The organism is Aeromonas sp. FDAARGOS 1411, assembly GCF_019047125.1.
Lineage (GTDB): Bacteria > Pseudomonadota > Gammaproteobacteria > Enterobacterales > Aeromonadaceae > Aeromonas > Aeromonas veronii.
Genome location: NZ_CP077214.1, coordinates 3,907,501 through 3,929,638 on the forward strand (window position 1 = coordinate 3,907,501; position 22,138 = coordinate 3,929,638).

At 60.8% G+C, this 22,138-nt stretch carries 13 protein-coding genes, 1 tRNA gene and 2 rRNA genes (1 of these 16 cut by a window edge); 11 read left to right on the top strand and 5 right to left on the bottom strand.

Annotation, left to right across the window (positions count from 1 at the left end; translation table 11 throughout):
- The 4 genes from I6L41_RS17745 to I6L41_RS17760 all read left to right on the top strand — a co-directional run.
- Window positions 1-2,295, top strand: a 23S ribosomal RNA gene (locus I6L41_RS17745); it begins 595 nt to the left of the window's first position.
- 81 nt (window positions 2,296-2,376) lie between these two features.
- Window positions 2,377-2,491, top strand: a 5S ribosomal RNA gene (gene rrf / locus I6L41_RS17750).
- Window positions 2,492-2,588: 97 nt separating this feature from the next.
- Window positions 2,589-2,665: transfer RNA gene (locus I6L41_RS17755), tRNA-Asp, on the top strand.
- Between the two features lie 566 nt (window positions 2,666-3,231).
- Window positions 3,232-5,184 carry a ligand-gated channel protein gene (locus tag I6L41_RS17760; protein WP_216960360.1) on the top strand — a complete coding sequence of 651 codons (1,953 nt, stop codon included), beginning with the start codon at window positions 3,232-3,234 and terminating at the stop codon, window positions 5,182-5,184.
- Window positions 5,185-5,251: 67 nt separating this feature from the next.
- Here I6L41_RS17760 and I6L41_RS17765 read toward each other — a convergent pair whose 3' ends face one another.
- From I6L41_RS17765 to I6L41_RS17775, 3 genes are all read right to left on the bottom strand, one after another.
- A complete protein-coding gene (locus I6L41_RS17765; RefSeq protein ID WP_216960363.1) occupies window positions 5,252-6,640 on the bottom strand; it encodes a transporter substrate-binding domain-containing protein in 1,389 nt (462 codons plus the stop codon).
- 140 nt (window positions 6,641-6,780) lie between these two features.
- Complete coding sequence (locus I6L41_RS17770) at window positions 6,781-8,142, bottom strand: ATP-binding protein (RefSeq protein WP_216963999.1); 1,362 nt, start codon at window positions 8,140-8,142, stop codon at window positions 6,781-6,783.
- A 33-nt stretch (window positions 8,143-8,175) separates the two neighbouring features.
- Window positions 8,176-8,898, bottom strand: coding sequence for a response regulator (locus tag I6L41_RS17775; RefSeq protein ID WP_040068709.1), 723 nt, complete (start codon window positions 8,896-8,898; stop codon window positions 8,176-8,178).
- Window positions 8,899-9,097: 199 nt separating this feature from the next.
- On the opposite strand from I6L41_RS17775, the gene I6L41_RS17780 reads away from it, so the two are divergent.
- Entirely contained in the window at window positions 9,098-9,448 is a 351-nt protein-coding gene (locus I6L41_RS17780; protein WP_005355311.1) for a hypothetical protein, read from the top strand.
- A gap of 178 nt (window positions 9,449-9,626) precedes the next feature.
- On the opposite strand, the gene I6L41_RS17785 is transcribed toward I6L41_RS17780, so the two are convergent.
- Together I6L41_RS17785 and I6L41_RS17790 are read right to left on the bottom strand one after the other, a co-directional pair.
- Window positions 9,627-10,046 (bottom strand): hypothetical protein, encoded by a 420-nt coding sequence (locus tag I6L41_RS17785; RefSeq protein ID WP_216960365.1) that lies wholly within the window; start codon window positions 10,044-10,046, stop codon window positions 9,627-9,629.
- Between the two features lie 99 nt (window positions 10,047-10,145).
- Complete coding sequence (locus tag I6L41_RS17790; protein ID WP_139435194.1) at window positions 10,146-11,060, bottom strand: LysR family transcriptional regulator; 915 nt, start codon at window positions 11,058-11,060, stop codon at window positions 10,146-10,148.
- 258 nt (window positions 11,061-11,318) lie between these two features.
- Here I6L41_RS17790 and I6L41_RS17795 point away from each other — a divergent pair, with 258 nt between their 5' ends.
- The 6 genes from I6L41_RS17795 (at window position 11,319) to recD (ending at window position 22,054) form a co-directional block, all read left to right on the top strand.
- On the top strand, window positions 11,319-11,651 hold the full coding sequence (locus I6L41_RS17795) for a hypothetical protein (protein ID WP_013723379.1): 333 nt from the start codon (window positions 11,319-11,321) through the stop codon (window positions 11,649-11,651).
- A 30-nt stretch (window positions 11,652-11,681) separates the two neighbouring features.
- The gene (locus I6L41_RS17800) at window positions 11,682-12,368 is read left to right on the top strand and encodes a pirin family protein (protein ID WP_005336514.1); all 687 of its coding nucleotides are present in this window, start codon (window positions 11,682-11,684) and stop codon (window positions 12,366-12,368) included.
- A 39-nt stretch (window positions 12,369-12,407) separates the two neighbouring features.
- Window positions 12,408-12,800 (top strand): DoxX family protein, encoded by a 393-nt coding sequence (locus I6L41_RS17805; RefSeq protein ID WP_005342720.1) that lies wholly within the window; start codon window positions 12,408-12,410, stop codon window positions 12,798-12,800.
- Between the two features lie 244 nt (window positions 12,801-13,044).
- Window positions 13,045-16,398 carry an exodeoxyribonuclease V subunit gamma gene (gene recC, locus I6L41_RS17810; RefSeq protein WP_216960367.1) on the top strand — a complete coding sequence of 1,118 codons (3,354 nt, stop codon included), beginning with the start codon at window positions 13,045-13,047 and terminating at the stop codon, window positions 16,396-16,398.
- The gene (gene recB, locus I6L41_RS17815; RefSeq protein ID WP_216960369.1) at window positions 16,398-19,997 is read left to right on the top strand and encodes an exodeoxyribonuclease V subunit beta; all 3,600 of its coding nucleotides are present in this window, start codon (window positions 16,398-16,400) and stop codon (window positions 19,995-19,997) included. The genes recC and recB overlap by 1 nt, the downstream gene beginning before the upstream one ends.
- Window positions 19,994-22,054, top strand: a complete 2,061-nt coding sequence (gene recD / locus I6L41_RS17820; RefSeq protein WP_216960370.1) for an exodeoxyribonuclease V subunit alpha — start codon at window positions 19,994-19,996, stop codon at window positions 22,052-22,054. The genes recB and recD overlap by 4 nt, the downstream gene beginning before the upstream one ends.
- Window positions 22,055-22,138: the final 84 nt, after the last annotated feature.

The window sequence follows — 22,138 nt, forward strand, 5'->3', positions numbered from 1 at the left end:
TAACCGTATAGGGGAGCCGTAGGGAAACCGAGTCTTAACTGGGCGTCTAGTTGCAAGGTGTAGACCCGAAACCGGGTGATCTAGCCATGGGCAGGTTGAAGGTTGAGTAACATCAACTGGAGGACCGAACCCACTAACGTTGCAAAGTTAGGGGATGACCTGTGGCTGGGGGTGAAAGGCCAATCAAACTCGGAGATAGCTGGTTCTCCCCGAAAGCTATTTAGGTAGCGCCTCGGACGAATACTACTGGGGGTAGAGCACTGTTTGGGCTAGGGGGTCATCCCGACTTACCAACCCCATGCAAACTCCGAATACCAGTAAGTAATATCCGGGAGACACACGGCGGGTGCTAACGTCCGTCGTGAAGAGGGAAACAACCCAGACCGCCGGCTAAGGTCCCAAAGTTCTGGTTAAGTGGGAAACGATGTGGGAAGGCTCAGACAGCTAGGATGTTGGCTTAGAAGCAGCCATCATTTAAAGAAAGCGTAATAGCTCACTAGTCGAGTCGGCCTGCGCGGAAGATGTAACGGGGCTCAAACCAGGCACCGAAGCCGCGGATTCACACTTATGTGTGAGTGGTAGGGGAGCGTTCTGTAAGTCTGCGAAGGTGTATCGAGAGGTATGCTGGAGATATCAGAAGTGCGAATGCTGACGTAAGTAACGATAAAGGGGGTGAAAAGCCTCCTCGCCGGAAGACCAAGGGTTCCTGTCCAACGTTAATCGGGGCAGGGTGAGTCGACCCCTAAGGCGAGGCCGAAAGGCGTAGTCGATGGGAAGCAGGTTAATATTCCTGCACGACTTGTAATTGCGATGGGGGGACGGAGAAGGCTAGGTGGGCCAGGCGACGGTTGTCCTGGTGAAAGTGCGTAGGTGGTGTTTGTAGGCAAATCCGCAGACACAACGCTGAGACACGAGACGAACACACTACGGTGTGGAAGCCATTGATGCCCTGCTTCCAGGAAAAGCCTCTAAGCTTCAGATTACAAGTCATCGTACCCCAAACCGACACAGGTGGTCGGGTAGAGAATACCAAGGCGCTTGAGAGAACTCGGGTGAAGGAACTAGGCAAAATAGAACCGTAACTTCGGGAGAAGGTTCGCTCTTGATGGTGAAGTCCCTTGCGGATGGAGCTGTCGGGAGTCGCAGTGACCAGATGGCTGGGACTGTTTATCAAAAACACAGCACTCTGCAAACACGAAAGTGGACGTATAGGGTGTGACACCTGCCCGGTGCCGGAAGGTTAATTGATGGGGTTAGCGCAAGCGAAGCTCTTGATCGAAGCCCCGGTAAACGGCGGCCGTAACTATAACGGTCCTAAGGTAGCGAAATTCCTTGTCGGGTAAGTTCCGACCTGCACGAATGGTGTAACCATGGCCATGCTGTCTCCACCCGAGACTCAGTGAAATCGAATTCGCCGTGAAGATGCGGTGTACCCGCGGCTAGACGGAAAGACCCCGTGAACCTTTACTACAGCTTGGCACTGAACATTGAACCTACATGTGTAGGATAGGTGGGAGGCTTTGAAGGCGTGACGCCAGTTGCGCTGGAGCCGTCCTTGAAATACCACCCTTGTATGTTTGATGTTCTAACGCAGGGCCCTGAATCGGGCTCGCGGACAGTGCCTGGTGGGTAGTTTGACTGGGGCGGTCTCCTCCCAAAGAGTAACGGAGGAGCACGAAGGTTGGCTAATCCTGGTCGGACATCAGGAGGTTAGTGCAATGGCATAAGCCAGCTTAACTGCGAGACGGACAGGTCGAGCAGGTACGAAAGTAGGTCATAGTGATCCGGTGGTTCTGAATGGAAGGGCCATCGCTCAACGGATAAAAGGTACTCCGGGGATAACAGGCTGATACCGCCCAAGAGTTCATATCGACGGCGGTGTTTGGCACCTCGATGTCGGCTCATCACATCCTGGGGCTGAAGTCGGTCCCAAGGGTATGGCTGTTCGCCATTTAAAGTGGTACGCGAGCTGGGTTCAGAACGTCGTGAGACAGTTCGGTCCCTATCTGCCGTGGGCGTTGGATGATTGAAGGGAGTTGCTCCTAGTACGAGAGGACCGGAGTGAACGAACCTCTGGTGTTCGGGTTGTCACGCCAGTGGCACTGCCCGGTAGCTAAGTTCGGAATCGATAACCGCTGAAAGCATCTAAGCGGGAAGCGAGCCCTGAGATGAGTCATCCCTGACCCCTTGAGGGTCCTAAAGGGCCGTTGGAGACCACAACGTTGATAGGTGGGGTGTGTAAGCGCGGCGACGTGTTGAGCTAACCCATACTAATTACCCGTGAGGCTTAACCATACAACACCCAAGAAGTGTTCTAAGGCTTGTAGCAAATACGAACGAATTACTTACGTCAGCTTTCTCAGATTGAAGAATTTGCCTGGCGGCAATAGCGCCGTGGAACCACCTGATCCCATGCCGAACTCAGAAGTGAAACGCGGTAGCGCCGATGGTAGTGTGGCATTCGCCATGCGAGAGTAGGACACTGCCAGGCACCCAATTAAACAGCGATGTGAAGAATCATGTCACTGGCTGCGAGGATGACACCTCAGAAGAAGCGGCAAATGATTTAGCGCAAGCTAACCGAATGCGGAGCGGTAGTTCAGTCGGTTAGAATACCGGCCTGTCACGCCGGGGGTCGCGGGTTCGAGTCCCGTCCGCTCCGCCACTAATTTGAAGGCCTTCCCTGATGGGAAGGCCTTTTTGCTATGGGCGGTTTTTGCCCATAAGTCCCACTGGTTTGCATACCAGAACGATCAGCAAGGCCCGGTTTCATAACCGGGCTTTGGTAGTTTTAGCCTGCTGGTGAGCTGCCGACATCCCACCGTGATGGCAATACCTTCCCCCTGTTGGCGTTCTTGCTACTGTCTCCAGCTCTGTATCGCATCACACCCAACCTTGGCCATAGTGCATGACGATTAAATCAGGCCATCTTGCAACGGTACGTCATCGCTTCCACTTGTTTGTGTAATCCCTTTTTTGCCTATGGATTTATTCCATTAAAACAGTCTCTTATCAATAATGAGCGATTCTGTTGTAGGAATACCATACAAATCAAATGATAATGATTATTGTTTGAATGATCATGGCGGGGTCGTTACAATGCGGGCTGATTAATAAAATGCTTTTCAAATGAGCCTTTTCTAATGCTGCGCCTGGCCGGATGCCAGGGCGTTGTAATGAGTGAAGTAAGGGAATACGTCACCTTCCTACTAAAAATGTTCAGGCTAAAACATGACAACAGTGAAACCGAACAAGCTTGCCTTGCTGATCTGCTCCTTTCTTGCGACCCAGGCCTATGCTGCCGAACAAGAGGTGATGGTCGTCACCGCTTCAGGCTTCCAGCAGAAGATTGAAGACTCTGCCGCCTCCATCTCCGTGATTACCCGCGAGCAGCTGGAAAAGCGGGCATATCGCGATGTGACCGATGCCCTGAAGGATGTTCCCGGTGTTGTGGTGACCGGCGGTGGCAGCAGCAGTGATATCAGCATTCGCGGTATGGGTTCGAAATACACTCTGATGCTGGTTGATGGCAAGAAGGTGGATAGCCGTGGCACTCGCCCGAACAGCGATGGTCCGGGTATCGAACAGGGCTGGCTGCCGCCACTGCAGGCGATTGAGCGCATTGAGGTCGTCCGTGGTCCTATGTCATCCCGTTATGGTTCAGATGCCATGGGGGGCGTGATTAACGTGATTACCCGCAAGACCACCGGTCTGGTCTGGCAGGGCTCGGTTCATGCTGATTCTACCTTCCAGGAGAACAAGGATGCTGGCAACAGCTTCCAGACCGATGCCTATACCGCAGGTTCACTGATCGATGGCGTGTTGGGGCTGCGTTTCAACGGTCAGCTTGCCCATCGTGGTGAAGACAAATTTATCCAGGGTTTTGCCGAGCAGGAGACTCGCAGTGGCACGGCCGTGCTCAGCTTCAAGCCTGATGATCATAACCGCTTCGATCTGGAAGCCAGTCATAGTCTGCAGGATCGGGATCGCACGGCCGGCAATTCGCTGGCTGCCAAGGCGAAAGATAGCCTTAACCGATACGAGCGCACCAACTATGCACTGACCCATGATGGTCAGTATGATTTCGGCTCTTCCAGCAGCTATCTGCAGCAGGAAACCAACACCAACCCCGGCCGCAAGATGGAGCTCACCAACACCATCGCTGACACCCATACCCAGTTTATTCTGGGTGATCACTACCTGAGCGTCGGTGGTCAGTATCGCTATGAGGATCTGCACGATCAGGGCAATACCCTGAAAGTGGCCAACCCTGCCGAGCAGCTGACCCGCTGGAGTTGGGCGATGTTTGTCGAGGATGAGTGGTCACTCACAGACAGCTTTGCCCTGACCGGTGGCGCCCGCATGGATCGGGACCAGAACTACGGCTCTCACTGGAGCCCGCGCCTCTACGGCGTCTGGCATCTGGATGACAGCTGGACCCTGAAAGGGGGCGTATCAACCGGTTACCGCTCCCCTGACTTGCGGATGTCGGCGGCCAACTGGGGTCAGGTCACCGGTGGTGGCAGCCTGGATGGCATGCTGGTCGGTAATCCTGATCTCAAACCCGAGACTAGCGTGAGTGAAGAGATCGGCCTGCTGTGGAACGGTCATCAGGGCTTTAACGCCGGTGTTACCCTGTTCAACACCGACTTCAAGAACAAGATCTCCGAAGTGCGTCGTTGCACCAGCAAGAGCGATCCCGCCTGTACCCTCAATGGTCACAGCTATGACTTCATCAGTGATCGGGTCAACGTCGACAAGGCGAACATGCGCGGTGTCGAGGGGATGATGGATTGGGCCATCAATGAGGATTGGTCGGTCAGCTCCAGCTACACCTTTACCCAGTCCGAGCAGAAGAGTGGTCCACTGGCGGGTCATGCCCTCAACCAGATGCCCCGTCACATGTTCAACGGCAGTGTTGACTGGCAAACCACCGAGGCTCTCAGCCTCTGGTCACGGGTCAACTTCCGTGGCGAGACCTCCGAGTACCTGAGTCGGGTCAAGATGGCGGAGGGGACTCCTTCCTATACCTTCTTTGACATGGGCCTGGTCTACAAGGCCAACAAGCATCTCGATCTGACCGCCGGGGTCTACAACCTATTCGACAAAACAGTGGATTACAGCAGCTATGGCACTGTGCTGGATGGTCGCCGCTACAACCTGGGCGTGACTTACAACTTCTGATAGGGAACCCGTCATGCGGCCGCCATCTTCCGATGGCGGCCTTTTTTATTGCGCGTCCGTCAGGGGACTATGCCTGATAGGCGGCGGCTTGCCAGGTATTGCGCCCCAGTCCCTTGGCCTGATACATGAGGGCGTCAGCCTGCCGCAGTAGCTGGTCGGCATCAGCCTCTCTCTCTGCGGCTACCCAGACTGCCCCAGTGCTGATGGAGAGGATCACCTCGCCGCTGCTGGTGTGCAGGGTTTGCCGGTTGCTCTCCAGGCAGATCCGCTCGGCCCATTGCTCTGTCTCTGCCAGCGTGGCCAGCGGCAGCAGCAGGCAAAACTCTTCGCCGCCGATGCGGGCCAGCAGAGCCTCTTCGGGCAACAGGTTGGTCACAGTCGTGGCCAGCTTTTCCAGCAACAGATCCCCGATGCCATGACCAAAGCGGTCATTGGTCTCCTTGAAGTGATCCACATCGAACAGCAGCAGAGCACAGGGAGCCCCGCTTGCCAGTCGTTGCTCCATGGCGGGCATGAATGCCCGTCGGTTGAGCAGGCCGGTCAGGGGGTCGGTACTGGCTTGCTTCTCCAGTCTGGCGTTGGCGCGGCTCAACTCGGTGGTACGGCTGGCAACAGCGCGGCGCAGTTGCACTATGTAGGCCACCATGATTAACACTCCGGCCAACAGCAGCCAGGGACCGAGATGGATGGGGTAGACGGTTTCGACATGCATCCATTTGCGGATGATCCGCTCCCGATCGCTCTCTTTGAGCTTGGCGAACCCCTCTTCCAGCCGGTTTAACAGGGCAAGGTCGCCCTTTTTCACCGCAAAGCGGATCTGGTCGGTATAGAGGTGGCGAACCGGAATAAAGCGGGTGGGATCGTCCGAGGTATAGATGTAGAAGTTGGCGACCTGCAGATCGGCGATAAAGGCCTTAATGTCGCCCCGAAAGGCCGCCGCCAGCAGGGTGTCATTGTCGTCGAAGGTCTGCAGTCTGGTGCCGGGGAAGTAGCGTCTGGCGTAATACTCCTCGTAGCCACCGGCTACCACACCGACCGTTTCATGGAGCAGGTAGTAGTGGACATCGGTGCCGCGCAGTTCGCTCGAGAAGAAGAGTTGGGAGTCGAGCTGGGCGAGAGGCCGGCCATAGTCGAACAGTTTGTCCCGCTCCGGTGACCAGAGCAGTCCGGCGTGAACATCCGCTTTCCCCTCATGGAGCAGGTCGAGAGAGCCTTGCCAGTCGACCAGCCTGAACTCGATCTTCTGGCCGGTGACCCTGGCATATTCACGCCACAAATCGATCAGCAGGCCATCCGGCTGGCCCGACTCATTGATATAGGAGAAGGGCTGCCAGGCTTTGGAGTTGGTAATGATGATCGGCTCTTCCGGGGCTTTGGCCCAGGCAGGCAGGGCAAGGGCGAGCAGCAGGAGCCCCCATCCGATACTGACTATGACTCCTGTCCTGGAAGAGGCCATCCTTGCTCCAATCCGTTGCCGTATACCGTCCCGTGGTCACCGATTATCACCACCTTTCTGATCGAAGAACAAGCGCTCAAATGATGAAGTTTGCATGATGTAAACGGCGCCATGACAAGGTCGGCGGATAGAGTGACTACTTACAGCGGCAGGCTGATCCGCGCCTCCAGCCCACCTTGTGGCCGATTGAGCAGGGTCAGTTCGCCGCCGTGCTGATGGACCAGAGTGCGGGCGATGGAGAGGCCCAACCCGACACTGCCGGACTCGGTGTTGCGCGCTTCATCGAGCCGCACGAACGGCTTGAACACATCCTCCAGCCGCGCCGGATCGATCCCCGGCCCGTTATCGCAGACCCGGATCAACAGCTCCTCCTTGCAGCGCTCCAGCGACACTTCGGCGCTGCCGGCATATTTGATGGCGTTGCCGATCAGGTTCTGCAGCACCCGGCGCAGGGTGTTGGCCCGGCAGGCGTAGACCTCTTTGCCCTCCGCCAGACAGGTGACCGGCTGGCCGGTATCGGCATAGTCATCGCACAGGCTGACCAACAGGCTGACCAGATCCAGCTCGCGGGTAGCCTCCTGCTGCCCCTCCTCGCGAGCAAAGCTGAGGGTGGCCGCCAGCATCTGCTCCATTTGTTGCAGGGTCTGCTGGATGCGCTCCTTGTCCTCGCCATCGGCCAGAAACTCGGTGCGCAGCCGCAGGCTGGTGATGGGGGTGCGCAGATCGTGGGAGATGGCCGCCAGCATCCGGGTTCTGTCCTGCACGAAGCGGTCGAGCCGGGTGTGCATCCGGTTGAAGGCCTGAATCGATTCGCGGATCTCGGTCGGTCCCTCCTCTTTCAAGGGCTCGATATCCTCGCCCCGTCCTAGCCGCTCCGCATTGCCTGCCAGCTGCTTGAGCGGGCGGGTGGCACGGCGAAACAGCAGCACCATCAGTCCGATCACCAGACTGGCGACCAGCATCAGGTTGAAGGTAGTCTGCCACGACCAGCTGCCCGCCTCCTTGTCGACCAGCGAGCTGAACTGCAGCCAGCCCCCCTGAGGTAGTTCGATGGATCCGTAGAGCCGCATATCCCGCGGCGGGGGCGGCCCTTTGCGATCCCGCATCATGCGGGCATGATGTTCCCACGCTTTGCTGCGCTGGGTATCCTCTTTCAGCTCGGCGCTGATCTCGACAGTGAGGCCGGGGGGATAGTTGAGGCGCGAGCGCACCAGCTGCTCGAAGCGGGGGCTGCGGTTATCCGGTTGCAGCGGCTCGTCGGAGAGGCGCAGCAGCAGGGTCTCACTGCGGCTCGCTTTGAGGATCTCGTCATAGAGGGACGGAGGAGAGAGGGAGAGCAGTCTGACCACAGAGATGATCCGCTGCATGGCGTTGCGGCTGTTGACGAAGCCGAGCGCCTCCTCCCGATCCGTGCGGTAGATCTGGATACTGAGCAGCTGGATCAGGATCAAGCCCGCCAGCGCCACCAGAATGATCTGGCCGGTCAGCCCCTTGGGCCACATCCGTGCCCACAGTCGTCGCAAGGCACCCACTGTTTAAACCTGCGTCACGTCGGCTGAGAACATATAGCCGCCACCCCAGATGGTCTTGATCAGCTCCGGATTCTTGGGATCCCGCTCCAGCTTGCGGCGCAGGCGGCTCACCAGGGTATCGATGGCGCGATCGAAGGCCACCGCCTCGCGGCCACGGGCCAGATCCAGCAGTTGATCCCGGCTCAGCACCCGTTGCGGGCGTTCGAGAAACACCTTGAGCAGATCGAACTCGGCGGTGGAGAGGCTGAGACCCACCCCATCCTCGTCGACCAGCTCCCGACGATTGACGTCTAGCAGCCAGCGATCGAAGCGCAGATCCCGGGTCAGGGTTTCGGCGGCGGGCTGGGTGTCGGCCTGGGTGCGGCGCATCACCGCCTTGATGCGCGCCAGCAGCTCGCGCGGATTGAAAGGCTTTGCCAGATAGTCGTCGGCCCCCATCTCCAGCCCTATGATGCGGTCGGTCTCTTCCCCCATGGCCGTGAGCATGATGATGGGCAGGTTCGATTTGACCCGCAGCTCGCGGCAGAGGGTCAGGCCATCTTCACCCGGCATCATCAGATCCAGCACCAGCAGGTCGAACTCCCGCTCCTCCAGTAGCCGCTTCATCTCCTTGCCATCCCGGGCGCAGCTGACCCGCAGGCCGTGCTGTTCCAGAAAGCGCTTCAAGAGATCGCGGATCTCGCTGTGATCGTCGACCACCAGAATGTGGGTGTTGCCCTGGTTCATGTATACCTCCCCTGCTTGGCGTTGGCACGAGTATACGAAAATCCGCCCGGCGGTTTGTGTCAAAGTGTGCCAGATCCGCACGATGCCACACTCTGCTACAAAAAAGGGCGATGCTGGCAAAGTTCAGACACCGACAGGGTGTTTACTTGAGGGCAAGGCAAGAGCGCCGAACCAGAATCATCCCTACAGGAGATAGACCATGAAAAAGCTGACCAAAACCCTGCTGACCGCCACCCTGATCCTTGGCCTGCCGCTGGGCGCCTATGCGGCCAGTGAAGCGGCCCCCACCGGCCAGCCCGGTGCCATGGTGGATTGCCCGATGGACGGCGGCGGCATGATGGGTGGCAAACACCACGGTGGTCGCCACGACAAGATGGCCCGCATGCAGAACATGACCCCGGAGCAGATCCAGGCCAACCTGCAGCAACGTTATGACCGCATTGAAGATCCGGCCAAGAAGGCGGAGTTCATCAAGAAGCTCAACGAGCGTGCCGCCGGCATGACCAAGCACGCCGAAGCGATGAAGCAGTTCGCCGAAGCGAACCAGTAACAACGCCAGCTGTTATCAACCCAAGGGTGGCCGAGGCCACCCTTTTTGCGTTTACTGCGTTGAGCAGCAGATTGGCTGAACGCTGGTGATTGCCAATAAAAGAGGGGGAGCCTGATGCTCCCCCTCTTGCTATCTGTGCCGGTGCGGGTGTGCAACCCACTTCACCGGACGAGCGAACTTAGCCCTGAGCCTTGTCGCTCAGCTCTACTTTCTTGACGGTTTCGCCTTCGAACTTGATGACCACGTTTTTCTTGGCGGCGTCGGTATCTTTCAGCAGGGTTGTGGTTGTCTCTGCCAGCAGCGGAGAGGCCTTGTTCAGGGCATCCAGATCATAGGTCCACACTTCCAGACCGGCCTCGGTCTTGGTGGTGGCAGGAGCGCCCAGCTTCTCTTTAATTGCCTGCTTGTTGGAGCCGCCTTCCTTGATATCCAGTGCCTTCTTGATGGCTTCGTTGGATGCGCTGTCCACTGCACCGGATACGGCGGTATTAGCCGCATCCTTGACGCTGCTGGTGACGCTGTCGGTCAGCGAGTCCATCAGGCCGGCATTGGCAAACAGGGGCAGGGTGGTGAGGGCAACCAGCAAACTCTTTTTCATTTTCTACAGCTTCCATGGGTTCAATGAGGTGGCTATGAAATCAGCAAAGATATTGGGCGTCAAGTGAGGCATGCAATTAACATTTCTGTTAACTGGATCTCATTTCTCACCAGTCGCAAACAGTTTTGGTATCTCCCGCACCAGCCAGCTTTTGGCCTTGCCCATGGTGTCTCGCCGCCAGGCCAGCACAACCTGCAGCTGATGGCGATATTCGGGGCTGATCACCTTTAGCCGACCTGCTTTGATGTCCTCCTCAATCCAGCTCTGTGGCATGGTGCCGACCCCGATCCCTGCCAGCAGGGCATCCCGTTTCTCCGTCATGGTGCTGACAGTGAGGCGCGGCTGCTTGTCGAGCAGGCGGTAGGTGAGAACCGGTTTGCGCAGGGCTGTGTCGGCCACCGCGATGGCGCGGTAGCGGCGCAGGGTTTCGTCAGCCAGAGGCTCCGGCTCCTGATGCAGCGGATGATCGGGATGGGCGACGTAGAGCATCACCTCGTCCTTGATCACCTGATGCTTGATGCCGGTCATCATGATGTCCGGATTGATGGAGGAGATCAGCAGGTCGGCGCGACCATCTTCCAGACACTCCCAGCTACCCGCCAGCACCTCGGCCCGCAGCCGCAGTCGGGTATCGGTCTGTTCGGCCAGCTTCTCCACCAAGGGGTAGAGGGCCTGCACCGGGACCAGTGCATCGACGGCGACTGTGATGTCGGTCTCCCAGCCACGGGCCAGCGCCCGGGTCTCTCCCACCAGATGCTCGGCTGCCTCCAGCAGCACCCGGCCGCGCTCCAGCAGCATGCGTCCCGCCGGGGTGAACTTGGTGCGGTGGCCGCTGCGGTCAAACAGCATGGCATCCAGTTCGTCTTCCAGCTTCTGCACCGTATAGCTCAATGCCGAGGGCACCTTGCCCAGCTCGTCGGCCGCCGCCGCAAAGCTGCCGCGGCGGTCGATGGCGTCCAGCACCCGGATTGCTTCCAGGGTCAGCGCCCGCTCCTTGTTCGATTCCTTGGCCATTCCTCACCTTCAATTTTTTTGAATATGTTTGCCAGTTTATCTCGCTAACAAGTTAGGTCATGTCACTTTAATATTCAATCAACGCTTAGGCAGGAACGTCGAGCGGCCAAATATGCGGGTAGTTCCGCACTGTGACACACCAAATCGGTCTGTCTGACGTCGGTGAAAGAACAACACACTATTTGAATAACCTCTTGCATGGATGCATTGATTCTGGCCGAAAAGGCCTTGGCAATGACATATAAAACAAGAGAGTGAATGAACATGAAAAATGTAATCAAGATGCTGGCCGTTGCAGGCCTGATGACCACTGGTTTCGCCCAGGCTTCCGTACCGGCTGACTTCAACGCCATGCCCGGTGTGCTGTTTGTGAACTGGAACGCCACTGCCGCAATGGATGGCAAAGCCAATCCGATGCTGGAAGTGCGTGACGAGTCTGGCGATCTGCTGGCATCAGTCCACGCCAACCTGACAGGCACCCAGCAGGTGCGGATCCCGAGCCGTACCCAGGGCAACCTGACTGTCAGCCTGGCTGACCAGAGCAGTGAATACCGTATTCCGTTCGGTATCGGTAGCGGCAAACAGCGTTAATCAACCGTCCCGGTAGATGAGGAGCACACCATGATGCAATTGAGAGCCGCAGAAGCGCGGGGCAAGGCCAACTTTGGCTGGCTGGACGCGCGCCACAGTTTCTCCTTCGGTCACTACTATGACCCGGAGTGGATGGGACACTCGGTACTGCGGGTGATCAATCAGGATCTGGTTGCGCCGGGTGGCGGATTCGCCACCCACCCTCACGCCAATATGGAGATCCTCACCTGCGTGCTGCAAGGCACCATAGAGCACAAGGACAGCCTCGGCCATGCTGAGCAGATCCCGGCAGGGGATTTCCAGCTGATGAGCGCAGGCAGCGGGATCCGCCACAGCGAGTACAACCCCTCGCAGACGGATCCTCTCTCCCTGTTGCAGATCTGGATCGAGCCGAACGAGTTCGGCACGCCACCCGGATATCAGCAGAAGAAGATCGAGTCCAGACCGGGCATGACGCTGGTGGCGTCACCGGATGGCGAGGCGGGATCGCTGCGGATCCGCCAACAGGCCCGCGTATGGCGGCTGGAACTGGCCCCGGGCGAGACGCTCGAATGGGCACTGGCTGGCCGACACGGTTACCTGCAGATGATTTCAGGGGAGCTGACCGCCAATGGTCTGGCTGCCCGACCCGGCGACGGGGTACTCAGTCGTGATGAATACCGGTGGGAGCTGGTTGCGACCAGTGCCAGCCAAGCTCTGTTATTTGACCTACCCTGAAGCAGTCAGCGGTGATGTGACACAAACGAGGAATATGAAATGGACAAGATGAAAGATGTAGCGCTGCTGGCGGGTCGTGTACTGCTGGCGCTGATGTTCGTAATGGCGGGCTGGAGCAAGATCGGCGGCTATGCCGGTACTCAGGGCTATATGGAAGCGATGGGCGTACCGGGTTTTATGTTGCCGCTGGTAATCCTGCTTGAGCTGGGTGGTGGCCTTGCCGTCGTGCTGGGTCTCTTTACCCGCAGCCTCTCCGTGCTGCTGGCCGGTTTCACCCTGATGGCTGCCTTTATTTTCCACTATCAGCCTGCCGAACAGATGCAGATGCTGATGTTTATGAAGAACGTCTCAGTGGCCGGTGGTTTCCTGGCGCTGGCGGCGGCCGGAGCAGGGGCTTTCAGTCTGGATGCCCGTCTCGGCAAAAACTGGTAACAGCCACTCAGTTTGAGTTTTCCAAGCCTTTTGGCCGGTGCAACTGCACCGGCTTTTTTCTGTCTGCGAGATAGTACTGCACAAATCTGCGGCCCCCCTCATGGTTCAGCGGTTTGCCCGCCTGCTGGCCACAAGAGCCTTTTGCATCTTCCCCCTCGATCCCCGACAATTCCCTCTCTTGTGAAGTGACGGAAATGGCTCGCCTTTTCCCTCGCCCCCTCTCATCCACAGGCGGGAATTGCTCATGTTTACCCTCTACCACTCCAATCAGCTGGATCTGCTCAAAGAGCTGCTGGTGAGCCGCATCCGGCAGGCCCCTCTCTCTCACCCCTTCGATCGGGAGCAGATCCTGGTGCAGAGCCCGGGCATGGCCCAGTGGCTCAAGCTGGAGCTGGCCAAGGCCTTCGGCATCGCCGCCAATATCGATTTTCCGCTACCCGCCAGCTTTATCTGGGAGATGTTCACCCGGGTGCTGGCAGATGTGCCGCGCCAGAGCCCCTACAACAAGGGCTCCATGAGCTGGCAGCTGATGACCATTCTGCCTGCCTTGCTGGAGCGCCCTGCCTTTGCCCCGCTTGCCGCCTATCTGGGTGGTGGAGAGGACGAGGATCCCGCCCAGGATCCCGAGCAGGTGCGGCTGTGGCAGCTCTGCCAGAAGGTAGCGGATCTCTTTGACCAGTATCTGGTCTATCGGCCGGACTGGATCGCCCGTTGGGAAGAGGGGGAAGGATTGAGTCAGGAGCTGGCCGGGGTGAGCGGTCAGGATTGGCAGCCCGAGCTGTGGCGCGAGCTGGTGGCCCGCACCCTGGCGCTCTCTCCGAGCGGCTATCACCGCGCCAACCTCTACGAGGAGTTTATCCACGAGCTGGAGCGTACCGCCGATCTGCCGGGCAAGCTGCCGCAGCGGGTCTTTGTGTTCGGCATTTCGGCACTACCGCCGCGCTATGTGGAGGCGTTGCTGGCCCTCGGTAGCCGGCCGGAGGTGGAGGTGCACCTTTTTGTCACCAACCCCTGCCGCTACTACTGGGGGGATCTGCTGGATCGCAAGACCCTGGCTCGGTTGGAGAACAAGCTCAAACCCGGTACCGATATCGAGACGTTGCAGGGCCCTGCCAACCCGCTGCTCGCCTCCATGGGCAAGCTGGGGCGCGACTACCTGCACCAGCTGATGGAGCTGGAGGTGCCGCAAATCGAGGCTTTCGTCGATATCGACGAAGTTGATGGCAAGGGCAATATCAAGCTGCTGCATGCCATCCAGAAGGATGTGCTGGAGCTGGCAGAACGGGGCGCCGGCCAGTTCGATCTCGACTGCAGCCACCACAAGAGTCCGATCGATCCGGCGGATGGATCCTTGCAGATCCACGCCTGCCATGGCCCGATGCGCGAACTCGAGGTGCTGCACGATCGGCTGCTGGCGCTGTTCGAGCAGGATCCGACCCTCACCCCGAAAGATGTGGTGGTGATGATGCCGGATGTGAACAGCTACGGCCCCTACATTCAGGCGGTGTTTGGCGCGCGCGGTCAGATCCCGTTTGCGGTCTCGGATCGGGCGGCGAGTCAGGAGAGCCCGCTGCTGCAAAGCTTCCTCGCCCTGCTCAGGCTGCCCAACGCCCGTTTCGGGGCAGGGGAGCTGCTCGCCATTCTCGAGGTGCCCGCCGTGCTGCGCCGCTTCGAGCTGGATGACGACGAGTTCAACCAGCTGCGGGTCTGGGTGCAGGAGACCGGCATCCGCTGGGGGCTGGACGACGGCTACCCCGTCCGTTTCGATCTGCCGCCCATGTCCGGTAACAGCTGGCTGTTCGGCCTGCGCCGCATGCTGCTCGGGTTTGCCATGGGGGATGGCGAGCCGGTGGCGGGCATCTTGCCCTACGCCGATATCGAGGGTCAGCAGGGGCTGGCGCTCGGCAAGCTCGCCTGGTTTGTCGATTCGCTGGCCGAATTCCTGCCCCGCCTGCAACAGGCGCAGCCGCTGGCCGATTGGAACGCCTGCCTGCTGGCGCTGCTGGAGCGCTTCTATCTGGCCGACGAGGATGAGGAGCGTCAGCTCCAGCTCATTCGCAGCCAGCTGGCCGAGTGGCAGACCCGGCTCGGCGAGGCCCGTTTCGAGCAACCCATCACCGCCGATCTGTTGCAGGATTACCTCGGCAGCGTGCTGGGGGAGTCCCGCTCCAGCCAGCGCTTCCTCGCCGGTCAGGTCAACTTCTGCACCCTGATGCCGATGCGCTCCATCCCCTTCAAGCAGGTCTGCCTGCTCGGCATGAACGACGGCGTCTACCCGCGCACCCTGGCCCCCATGGGGTTCGACCTGATGGCGGTGGCGTCGCGGCGTGGGGATCGCTCCCGCCGTGATGATGACCGCTACCTCTTCCTCGAGGCGCTGCTCAGCGCCCAGCAGGGGCTCTATATCAGCTATCAGGGCTTCAGCGCGCAGGACAACAGCGACAAGGTGCCATCGGTGCTGCTGGCGGAGCTGATCGACTATGTGCGGCAGGGCTTTGTGTTGGCGGGGGATGAGGATCTCGACGATGAAACCTCCGGCAAGCGGCTGCTCAACCACCTGATGGTTGCGCACCCGCTCACCCCCTACAGCCGCAACTACTTCTACCCGGAGCCGGGTTCGCGCCTCTTTACCTATGCCGCCGACTGGCTGCCCGCCCTCAATCCGGTGCGCGGCGCGGCCAACTTCCAGAGCGGCGAGCTGCCTTTACCTCCCGAATGGGGCAAGGAGCAGGGGCTGGAGCTGGCGGAGCTGCTGCGCTTCTATCGCCAGCCCACCAAATATTTCCTCAACCGTCGCCTCAAGGTGTGGTTTGAGCTGAACGAGGCCAACATCGAGGACAGCGAGCCGTTCGAGCTGGATGGCCTGCAACATTATCAGCTGAAAGATCTGCTGCTTGATGCCCATCTGGCGGAAGGTGAAAGTACCGAGCGTCGCGAGCGGTTGCAGCTCACCGGCCTCTTGCCGCAAGGGTGGTTCGGCAGCCTGCTGCTGGACGATCTGGATGCCGAGATGGGCAAGCTGGCGGATCGGCTGCGGCCATGGGTTGCTGCCAATGAGTCAGAAAAGCAGGCGGTGGAGATCGATATCTCCCTCACTCAGGGCCAGCTGCAAGGGTGGATCGACACCCAGAAGGAGCGTTTGCTGGTGGTCAAACCCGGCAGCTTCAACGGCAAGGATCTGCTGCTGGGCTGGATCCAGCACCTCTGCCTCTCATTGAGTGGCGCCCCCGGCGACACCCTGCTGTTCGATGCCAAACAGAGTCTGCGACTGCCCAAGCTCTCTGCCGACGAGGCGCGCCCCAAGCTGGCGGCGCTGGTGGCGTGCTGGGCGCAGGGGATGAAGCGGCCGCTGCCCTTCTTCCCCAACACCGCCTGGGATTGGCTCAAGGCGATCGAGAAGGATCCCGACAAGCCGGAGGCGGCCGACAAGGCGGCCCTCACCCGTTTCAACGGCGGCTGGATGATCAACGGGGAGGGGCAAGATCCTTACGTCGCCCGCTGCTTCCCCGAACTCGATGACGAGGTGCTTGGTCAGTTGCAGGCGCTGGCCCGCGAACACCTGACCCCGCTGCTCAAGACCCTGGAGGAGCTGAAATAATGGCTAACCCGCTCAATACCCTGCGTTTTCCCCTCCATGGTGAACGACTGATCGAGGCCTCCGCCGGTACCGGCAAGACCTACACCATCGCCGGTCTCTACCTGCGCCTGCTGCTGGGCCACGGCCCGCTCATCGAAGAGGGCGCCGATGCCGGTCAGCCGAGCGCCCACGAGCGGCCACTGTCGGTGACCGAAATTCTGGTGGTGACCTTTACCGAAGCGGCCACCGCCGAGCTGCGCGGGCGGATCCGCGGTCGCATCCACGAGGCGCGGCTCGCCTTTATGCGTGGCCATAGCAATGATGCCCTGCTGGCCCAACTGTTGGCAGAGGTGGCGGATCACGAACTGGCGGCCCGCTGCCTGCTGGCCGCCGAGCGGCAGATGGACGAGGCGGCGGTCTTTACCATCCACGGCTTCTGCCAGCGGATGCTGAAACAGAACGCCTTCGAGTCGGGCGCCCTCTTTGAAACCGAATTTCTTACCGACGACAGCCAGCTCAGGTTGCAGGCGGTGAGCGACTACTGGCGATCCGAGTTCTATCCGGTGGATAAAGCCCTCGCCAGCGCCGTGCGCGCGCTCTGGCCGAGCCCCGCCGCCCTGCTGCGGGAGATGCGCAGCTGGCTCGACAACAGCGAGCTGGAGATCCACCCCGCGCTGGGGGACGAGACCCTCGCCGCTCGCCATCAGGCTGCCATGAATCGCATCGCGGCGGTGAAGAGCGAATGGCTGGCGCAGACGGACGAGATCCGCCGCCAGACCGACGGCCAGATCAGCCGCTACACCGGCAAGAACTACGAAGGGTGGCTTGCCAAGATAGCCGACTGGGCGCATGACGAAAGCAGTGGCTACGCCATTCCCAAGGAGCTGGAGCGCTTCGGCCAGAGGGTGCTGGAGGAGAACCTCAAGAAGGGGGGCGCAGTGCCGACCCTGCCACTGTTCAGCGAGATCGACCAGCTGCTGGCGAGCCGCCCCGGTATTCGGGATCTGATCCTGCAACGGGCCGCCAAAGTAGTGCGCAGCCGGATGCAGGCGAGCAAGCGGCAGGCTCATCAGCTCTCGTTCGATGACTTGCTGAAAGACCTCGACGGTGCGCTCGGTTCCAGCCTTGGCGAGCGGCTCTGCGAGCGCATTCGCACCACCTACCGGGTGGCGATGATCGATGAATTTCAGGATACCGACCCCCAGCAGTACCGCATCTTCCATCGGCTTTACGGCGGCCACACAGACACGGCGCTGTTGATGATCGGTGACCCCAAGCAGGCCATCTACGGCTTTCGCGGCGCCGACATCTTTACCTACATTCAGGCGCGGCGAAATGTGAGCGCCCACTACACCCTCGGGCGCAACTGGCGCTCCAGCAGTGCGCTGGTGGGGGCGGTCAACGGGTTGTTCGAGCGGGCCAAGGATCCCTTTATCTACGAGGCGGATATCCCCTTCCTGCCGGTGGAGGCGCAGGGCAAGAGCAAGGCGCTGCTGCTCGATGGTGCAACCGCCCCCGTGCTCCACTGCTGGCAGCTGACCGGCCAGCCCACCTTCAACCGGGGGGATTACCAGAGCAAGATGGCCCGCGCCACCGCCGCCGAGATCCACCGCCTGCTGACCTTGGCCCGCGAGGGCAAGGCGAAGATAGGCGATCAGGCGGTGAAGGCCGGAGATATCGCCGTGCTGGTGCGCACCGGCGCCGAGGGCAAGCTGGTGCAGCAGGAGCTGGCGCGCCTCGCCATCGCCTCCGTCTATCTGTCGAACCGCGAGAGCGTGCTGGAGCAGACGGAGGCGCGGGAGATCCTGCTGATTCTGCACGCCTGCCAGAACCCGAGCGAAGAGCGCAGCCTGCGGGCCGCGCTCGCCACCGGCCTGTTTGATCTCGACGCCAAGGCGCTCGATGGGCTGGCCAGCGACGAGCGGGCGTGGGAGAGCGCGGTGCAGGAGTTTATGGAGTACCGCAAGATCTGGCACCGCCGTGGCGTGCTGGCCATGCTGCGGGCCCTGCTGCACCGGCGCAATCTCGCCTCTTCCCTGCTGGCGAGTCCCTATGGCGAGCGGCGGCTGACCAACTTCCTCCATCTCGGCGAGCTGCTGCAACAGGTGAGCAGCGAGCTGGATGGGGAATATGCCCTGCTGCGCTGGCTGGGGGAGGCGGTGAGCCGCCCCAACGGGCAGGATGCGGAGCAGGTACTGCGCCTCGAATCCGAGCGCAAGCTGGTGCAGATCGTCACCATCCACAAATCCAAGGGGCTGGAGTACCCGCTGGTATTCCTGCCCTTTATCTGCAGCCACAGAACCGCCGAGACCCCGCTCTATCACGAGGCGGATGAGGCGGGCAATCGCACCATTCTCGATCTGACCGGCGCCGACTCGTCGCTCGCAGAAGCTGACAGGGAGCGCCTTGCCGAAGATTTGCGGCTGCTCTACGTGGCGCTGACCCGGGGCGTCTACGCCACCTGGCTGGGGCTGGCGCCGGTGCGCTCCGGCAATGGCAAGTCGGAGAAGACCGACCTGCACCAGACTGCCATCGGCTACCTGCTGCAAAAGGGCGAGGAGGGGGATGCGCAGACACTGGCGACCGCTCTGACCGAGCTGGCACAGGCGCTGCCCGGGGTGGCTGTCGGTGAGCCCTCGCTCACCCGTCCGGCCCCGCTGCCGCCAGAGGAGGAGCAGTTGGGCGAGCCGCAGGTGCGCCACTTTAGCGGTTCCCTTGAGCGGGACTGGTGGATCAGCTCCTACTCCGGGCTGGCGGCGCAGGGCCACGGCCACAGCAAGGGCGTACTCGCCAATCCCGGCTTCGATGTGGAGGTCGTTGCCGAGGCGGCTGTTGTACACGAAGAGGACGAGCTACAACCCTCCATCTTCACCTTCCCGAAAGGGGCGCGCCCCGGCACCTTGCTGCACAGCCTGTTCGAGACCATCGACTTTCAAAGTGCCGGCGGCGACTCGCTGGCAGAGCATATCGCCAGCTTGTTGCTGCAAGACGGCTTCGACGAGAGCTGGGCCCCAGTGCTGCAACAGCAGGTGGAGGCGGTGCTGGATACCCCGCTGGAGACTGGCTTTGGCGAGCCGGTGCGGCTGCGGGACTTGAGTGCCGAGCGCAAACAGGTGGAGCTGGAGTTCTTCCTGCCCATGGGGCGGGTGACGGCTCCGGCGCTGACCGCCCTCTGCCAGCAGCACGACCCGCTGTCGCGGGGCAACAAGCCGCTCAGCTTTGCCACCGTGCAGGGGATGCTCAAGGGCTTTATCGATCTGGTGTTCGAGTGGCAGGGGCGCTGGTATCTGCTCGACTACAAATCGAATCACCTTGGCATGAGCCCGGCCGATTACAGCCGTCCGGCGCTGGAGCGGGCGATGGCCGAGCACCGCTACGACCTGCAATACCAGCTCTACTCGCTGGCGCTGCACCGGCTGCTCACCCTGCGCCTGCCGGGATACGACTTCGAGCAGCATTTTGGCGGCGTTTTCTATCTGTTCCTGCGCGGCATGCCGCAGGGGGGCATTTTCCATACCCGCCCGAGCCGTGAACTGGTGCTGGGGCTGGATGAGTTGTTTAGAAACGGTGATCGCTCTGGCGGTGTTTCATCAACAGAATTAAACGAGGTAGAGGCATGAGCGGCACCATGATCAGCACCGCAGCCAGCGCAATGATGGTTGAACGGTTGAAAACACTGGCGCTGGCTGGCCGCATCCGCCAGCTGGATCTGCAATTTGCCCGGCTGGTGGCCGACCTTGGCGGCAGCCCCGAGCTGGTGCTGGGGGCGGCGCTCACCTGCTTCGAGCTGGGGCGCGGCCATGTCTGTCTGCCGCTGGAGATGCTCGCTGCCGGATCCCTGCGCCCGTTCGGGCTGGATCCCCAGCAGAGCCGGGATCTGTTGCTGGATCTGGCTGATCCTGCCCGCTGGCCCGCCCTGTTTGCGGCAAGCCCGCTCGTGGGTACGGAACAGGATGAGGGGCTCGCCCCGCGCTGGCCGCTGCGGCTGTGGCACGGGCGGCTCTACCTCACCCGTTACCACGACTTTGAGCTGGGGGTGGCCCGCCATCTGCGCGCCTTGAGTGAACGCGCCGAATGGCCGGAGATAGCCCCGGCCCTGTCGCGGTTGTTTGCCCGCGACTACGGCCTCGTGTTTGGGGCGCTGCTTAAAGCCCGCCTCGCCCCCGACTTCTCGGCCCGCCACTTTATCGAGAAGTATCTCGATCTGGTGTTCCCCAATGAAGTGGATTGGCTCGCCATCGAGGCGCTGCTGGCCAGCGCCCAGGCGGCGAGCGACTTGAGCAAACTGGATGCGCTGGTGCCCGAGGCGCTCTGCTGCAACGGCCAGAAGCTGGCGGCGGCCACGGCGGCGGCGCGCCCCTTTGCGGTGATCTCCGGCGGCCCCGGCACCGGCAAGACCACTACTGTGGCCAAACTGCTCGCCATTCTGGTGGAGACCGGCCTGCAAGCAGGCAAAGCCCCGGCGATCCGGCTGGTGGCCCCCACCGGCAAAGCGGCGGCGCGCCTCACCGAGAGTATCGGCTCTGCCCTGCAGGCCCTCGATCTGCCCCCCGAGTGGGTGGAGGCGATCCCCACCGAAGCGGGCACCCTGCACCGGCTGCTCGGGGTCATTCCGGGGCGCAGCCAGTTCCGCCACCACGCGGGCAACCCGCTGCACCTCGACTTGCTGGTGGTGGATGAGGCCTCCATGGTCGATCTGCCGATGATGGCGCGCCTGCTCGATGCGCTGCCGAGCCACGCCCGCCTGATCCTGCTCGGCGACAAGGATCAGCTCGCCTCGGTGGAGGCGGGGGCCGTACTCGGCGATATCTGCAGCTTTATCGAACAGGGCATCAGCCCGGCGCAGGCGGATTGGCTCTCCCGCCAGACCGGCTACCGCTTGCAGGGCACGCCAGCGGGGGCACCGGTGCGCGACAGCCTCTGCTTGCTGGCCAAGAGCTGGCGCTTTGATCAGCATTCGGGCATCGGCCAGCTGGCGCGCGCCTGCAACAGCGGCGATGCCACGGCGGTGGAATCAGTCTGGGGCGCAGGATTCGCCGATATCAGCCTGCACCCCTGGGCCGGAGAGGCCTACGACGCCCTGATTTCCCAGGGGGTAGCCGGTTACGGCAGCTATCTGCAGGCGGCCCGCGCGGGGGAAGATCCCGCCGCCGTATTCAAGGCATTCAACAGCTTCCAGATCCTCTGCGCCCTGCGTGACGGCCCGTTTGGCGTGCTGGGGCTTAACGAGCGGCTGGAACTGGCCCTGTCACGGGCTGGCCTGATTGCCCGCGATGGCGACTGGTATGCCGGCCGCCCGGTGATGGTGGTGCGCAACGATCACGGCGTCGGCCTCTACAACGGCGATATGGGGCTCTGCCTGCCCGATGAAACTGGGCGGCTCAAGGTATGGTTTGAGCAGCCGGATGGCACATTGCGCGCCCTGTTGCCCAGCCGCTTGCCGCCCCACGAGACTGTCTACGCCATGACCATCCACAAATCCCAGGGCTCGGAGTTTGCCCATACCGTGCTGGTGTTGCCCGACAGCCCCAGCCCGCTGCTGACCCGCGAGCTGGTCTATACCGGCATAACCCGCGCCAAGGCGAAACTCGATCTTTACGGCGATCGCGCCCTGCTGGCACAGGCAGTACGGAAAAAGACCGAGCGTTATTCCGGATTGGCGGAGAGGTTGGGGTAATCCATAGAGCAGTAATTTGAGCCTAGTGACCGTGGATATATTTTTAGCCTTCGAAAAGTGGCTCACCTTCAAGGCCCCGCATAT

Coding starts and splice junctions, on each gene's coding strand:
- I6L41_RS17760 (WP_216960360.1), top strand. CDS start 3,232: ATGACAACAGTGAAACCGAACAAGCTTGCCTTGCTGATCTGCTCCTTT.
- I6L41_RS17805 (WP_005342720.1), top strand. CDS start 12,408: ATGGACAAGATGAAAGATGTAGCGCTGCTGGCGGGTCGTGTACTGCTG.
- I6L41_RS17765 (WP_216960363.1), bottom strand. CDS start 6,640: ATGGCCTCTTCCAGGACAGGAGTCATAGTCAGTATCGGATGGGGGCTC.
- recB (WP_216960369.1), top strand. CDS start 16,398: ATGGCTAACCCGCTCAATACCCTGCGTTTTCCCCTCCATGGTGAACGA.
- I6L41_RS17795 (WP_013723379.1), top strand. CDS start 11,319: ATGAACATGAAAAATGTAATCAAGATGCTGGCCGTTGCAGGCCTGATG.
- I6L41_RS17790 (WP_139435194.1), bottom strand. CDS start 11,060: ATGGCCAAGGAATCGAACAAGGAGCGGGCGCTGACCCTGGAAGCAATC.
- I6L41_RS17770 (WP_216963999.1), bottom strand. CDS start 8,142: ATGTGGCCCAAGGGGCTGACCGGCCAGATCATTCTGGTGGCGCTGGCG.
- I6L41_RS17775 (WP_040068709.1), bottom strand. CDS start 8,898: ATGAACCAGGGCAACACCCACATTCTGGTGGTCGACGATCACAGCGAG.
- recC (WP_216960367.1), top strand. CDS start 13,045: ATGTTTACCCTCTACCACTCCAATCAGCTGGATCTGCTCAAAGAGCTG.
- recD (WP_216960370.1), top strand. CDS start 19,994: ATGAGCGGCACCATGATCAGCACCGCAGCCAGCGCAATGATGGTTGAA.
- I6L41_RS17800 (WP_005336514.1), top strand. CDS start 11,682: ATGATGCAATTGAGAGCCGCAGAAGCGCGGGGCAAGGCCAACTTTGGC.
- I6L41_RS17785 (WP_216960365.1), bottom strand. CDS start 10,046: ATGAAAAAGAGTTTGCTGGTTGCCCTCACCACCCTGCCCCTGTTTGCC.
- I6L41_RS17780 (WP_005355311.1), top strand. CDS start 9,098: ATGAAAAAGCTGACCAAAACCCTGCTGACCGCCACCCTGATCCTTGGC.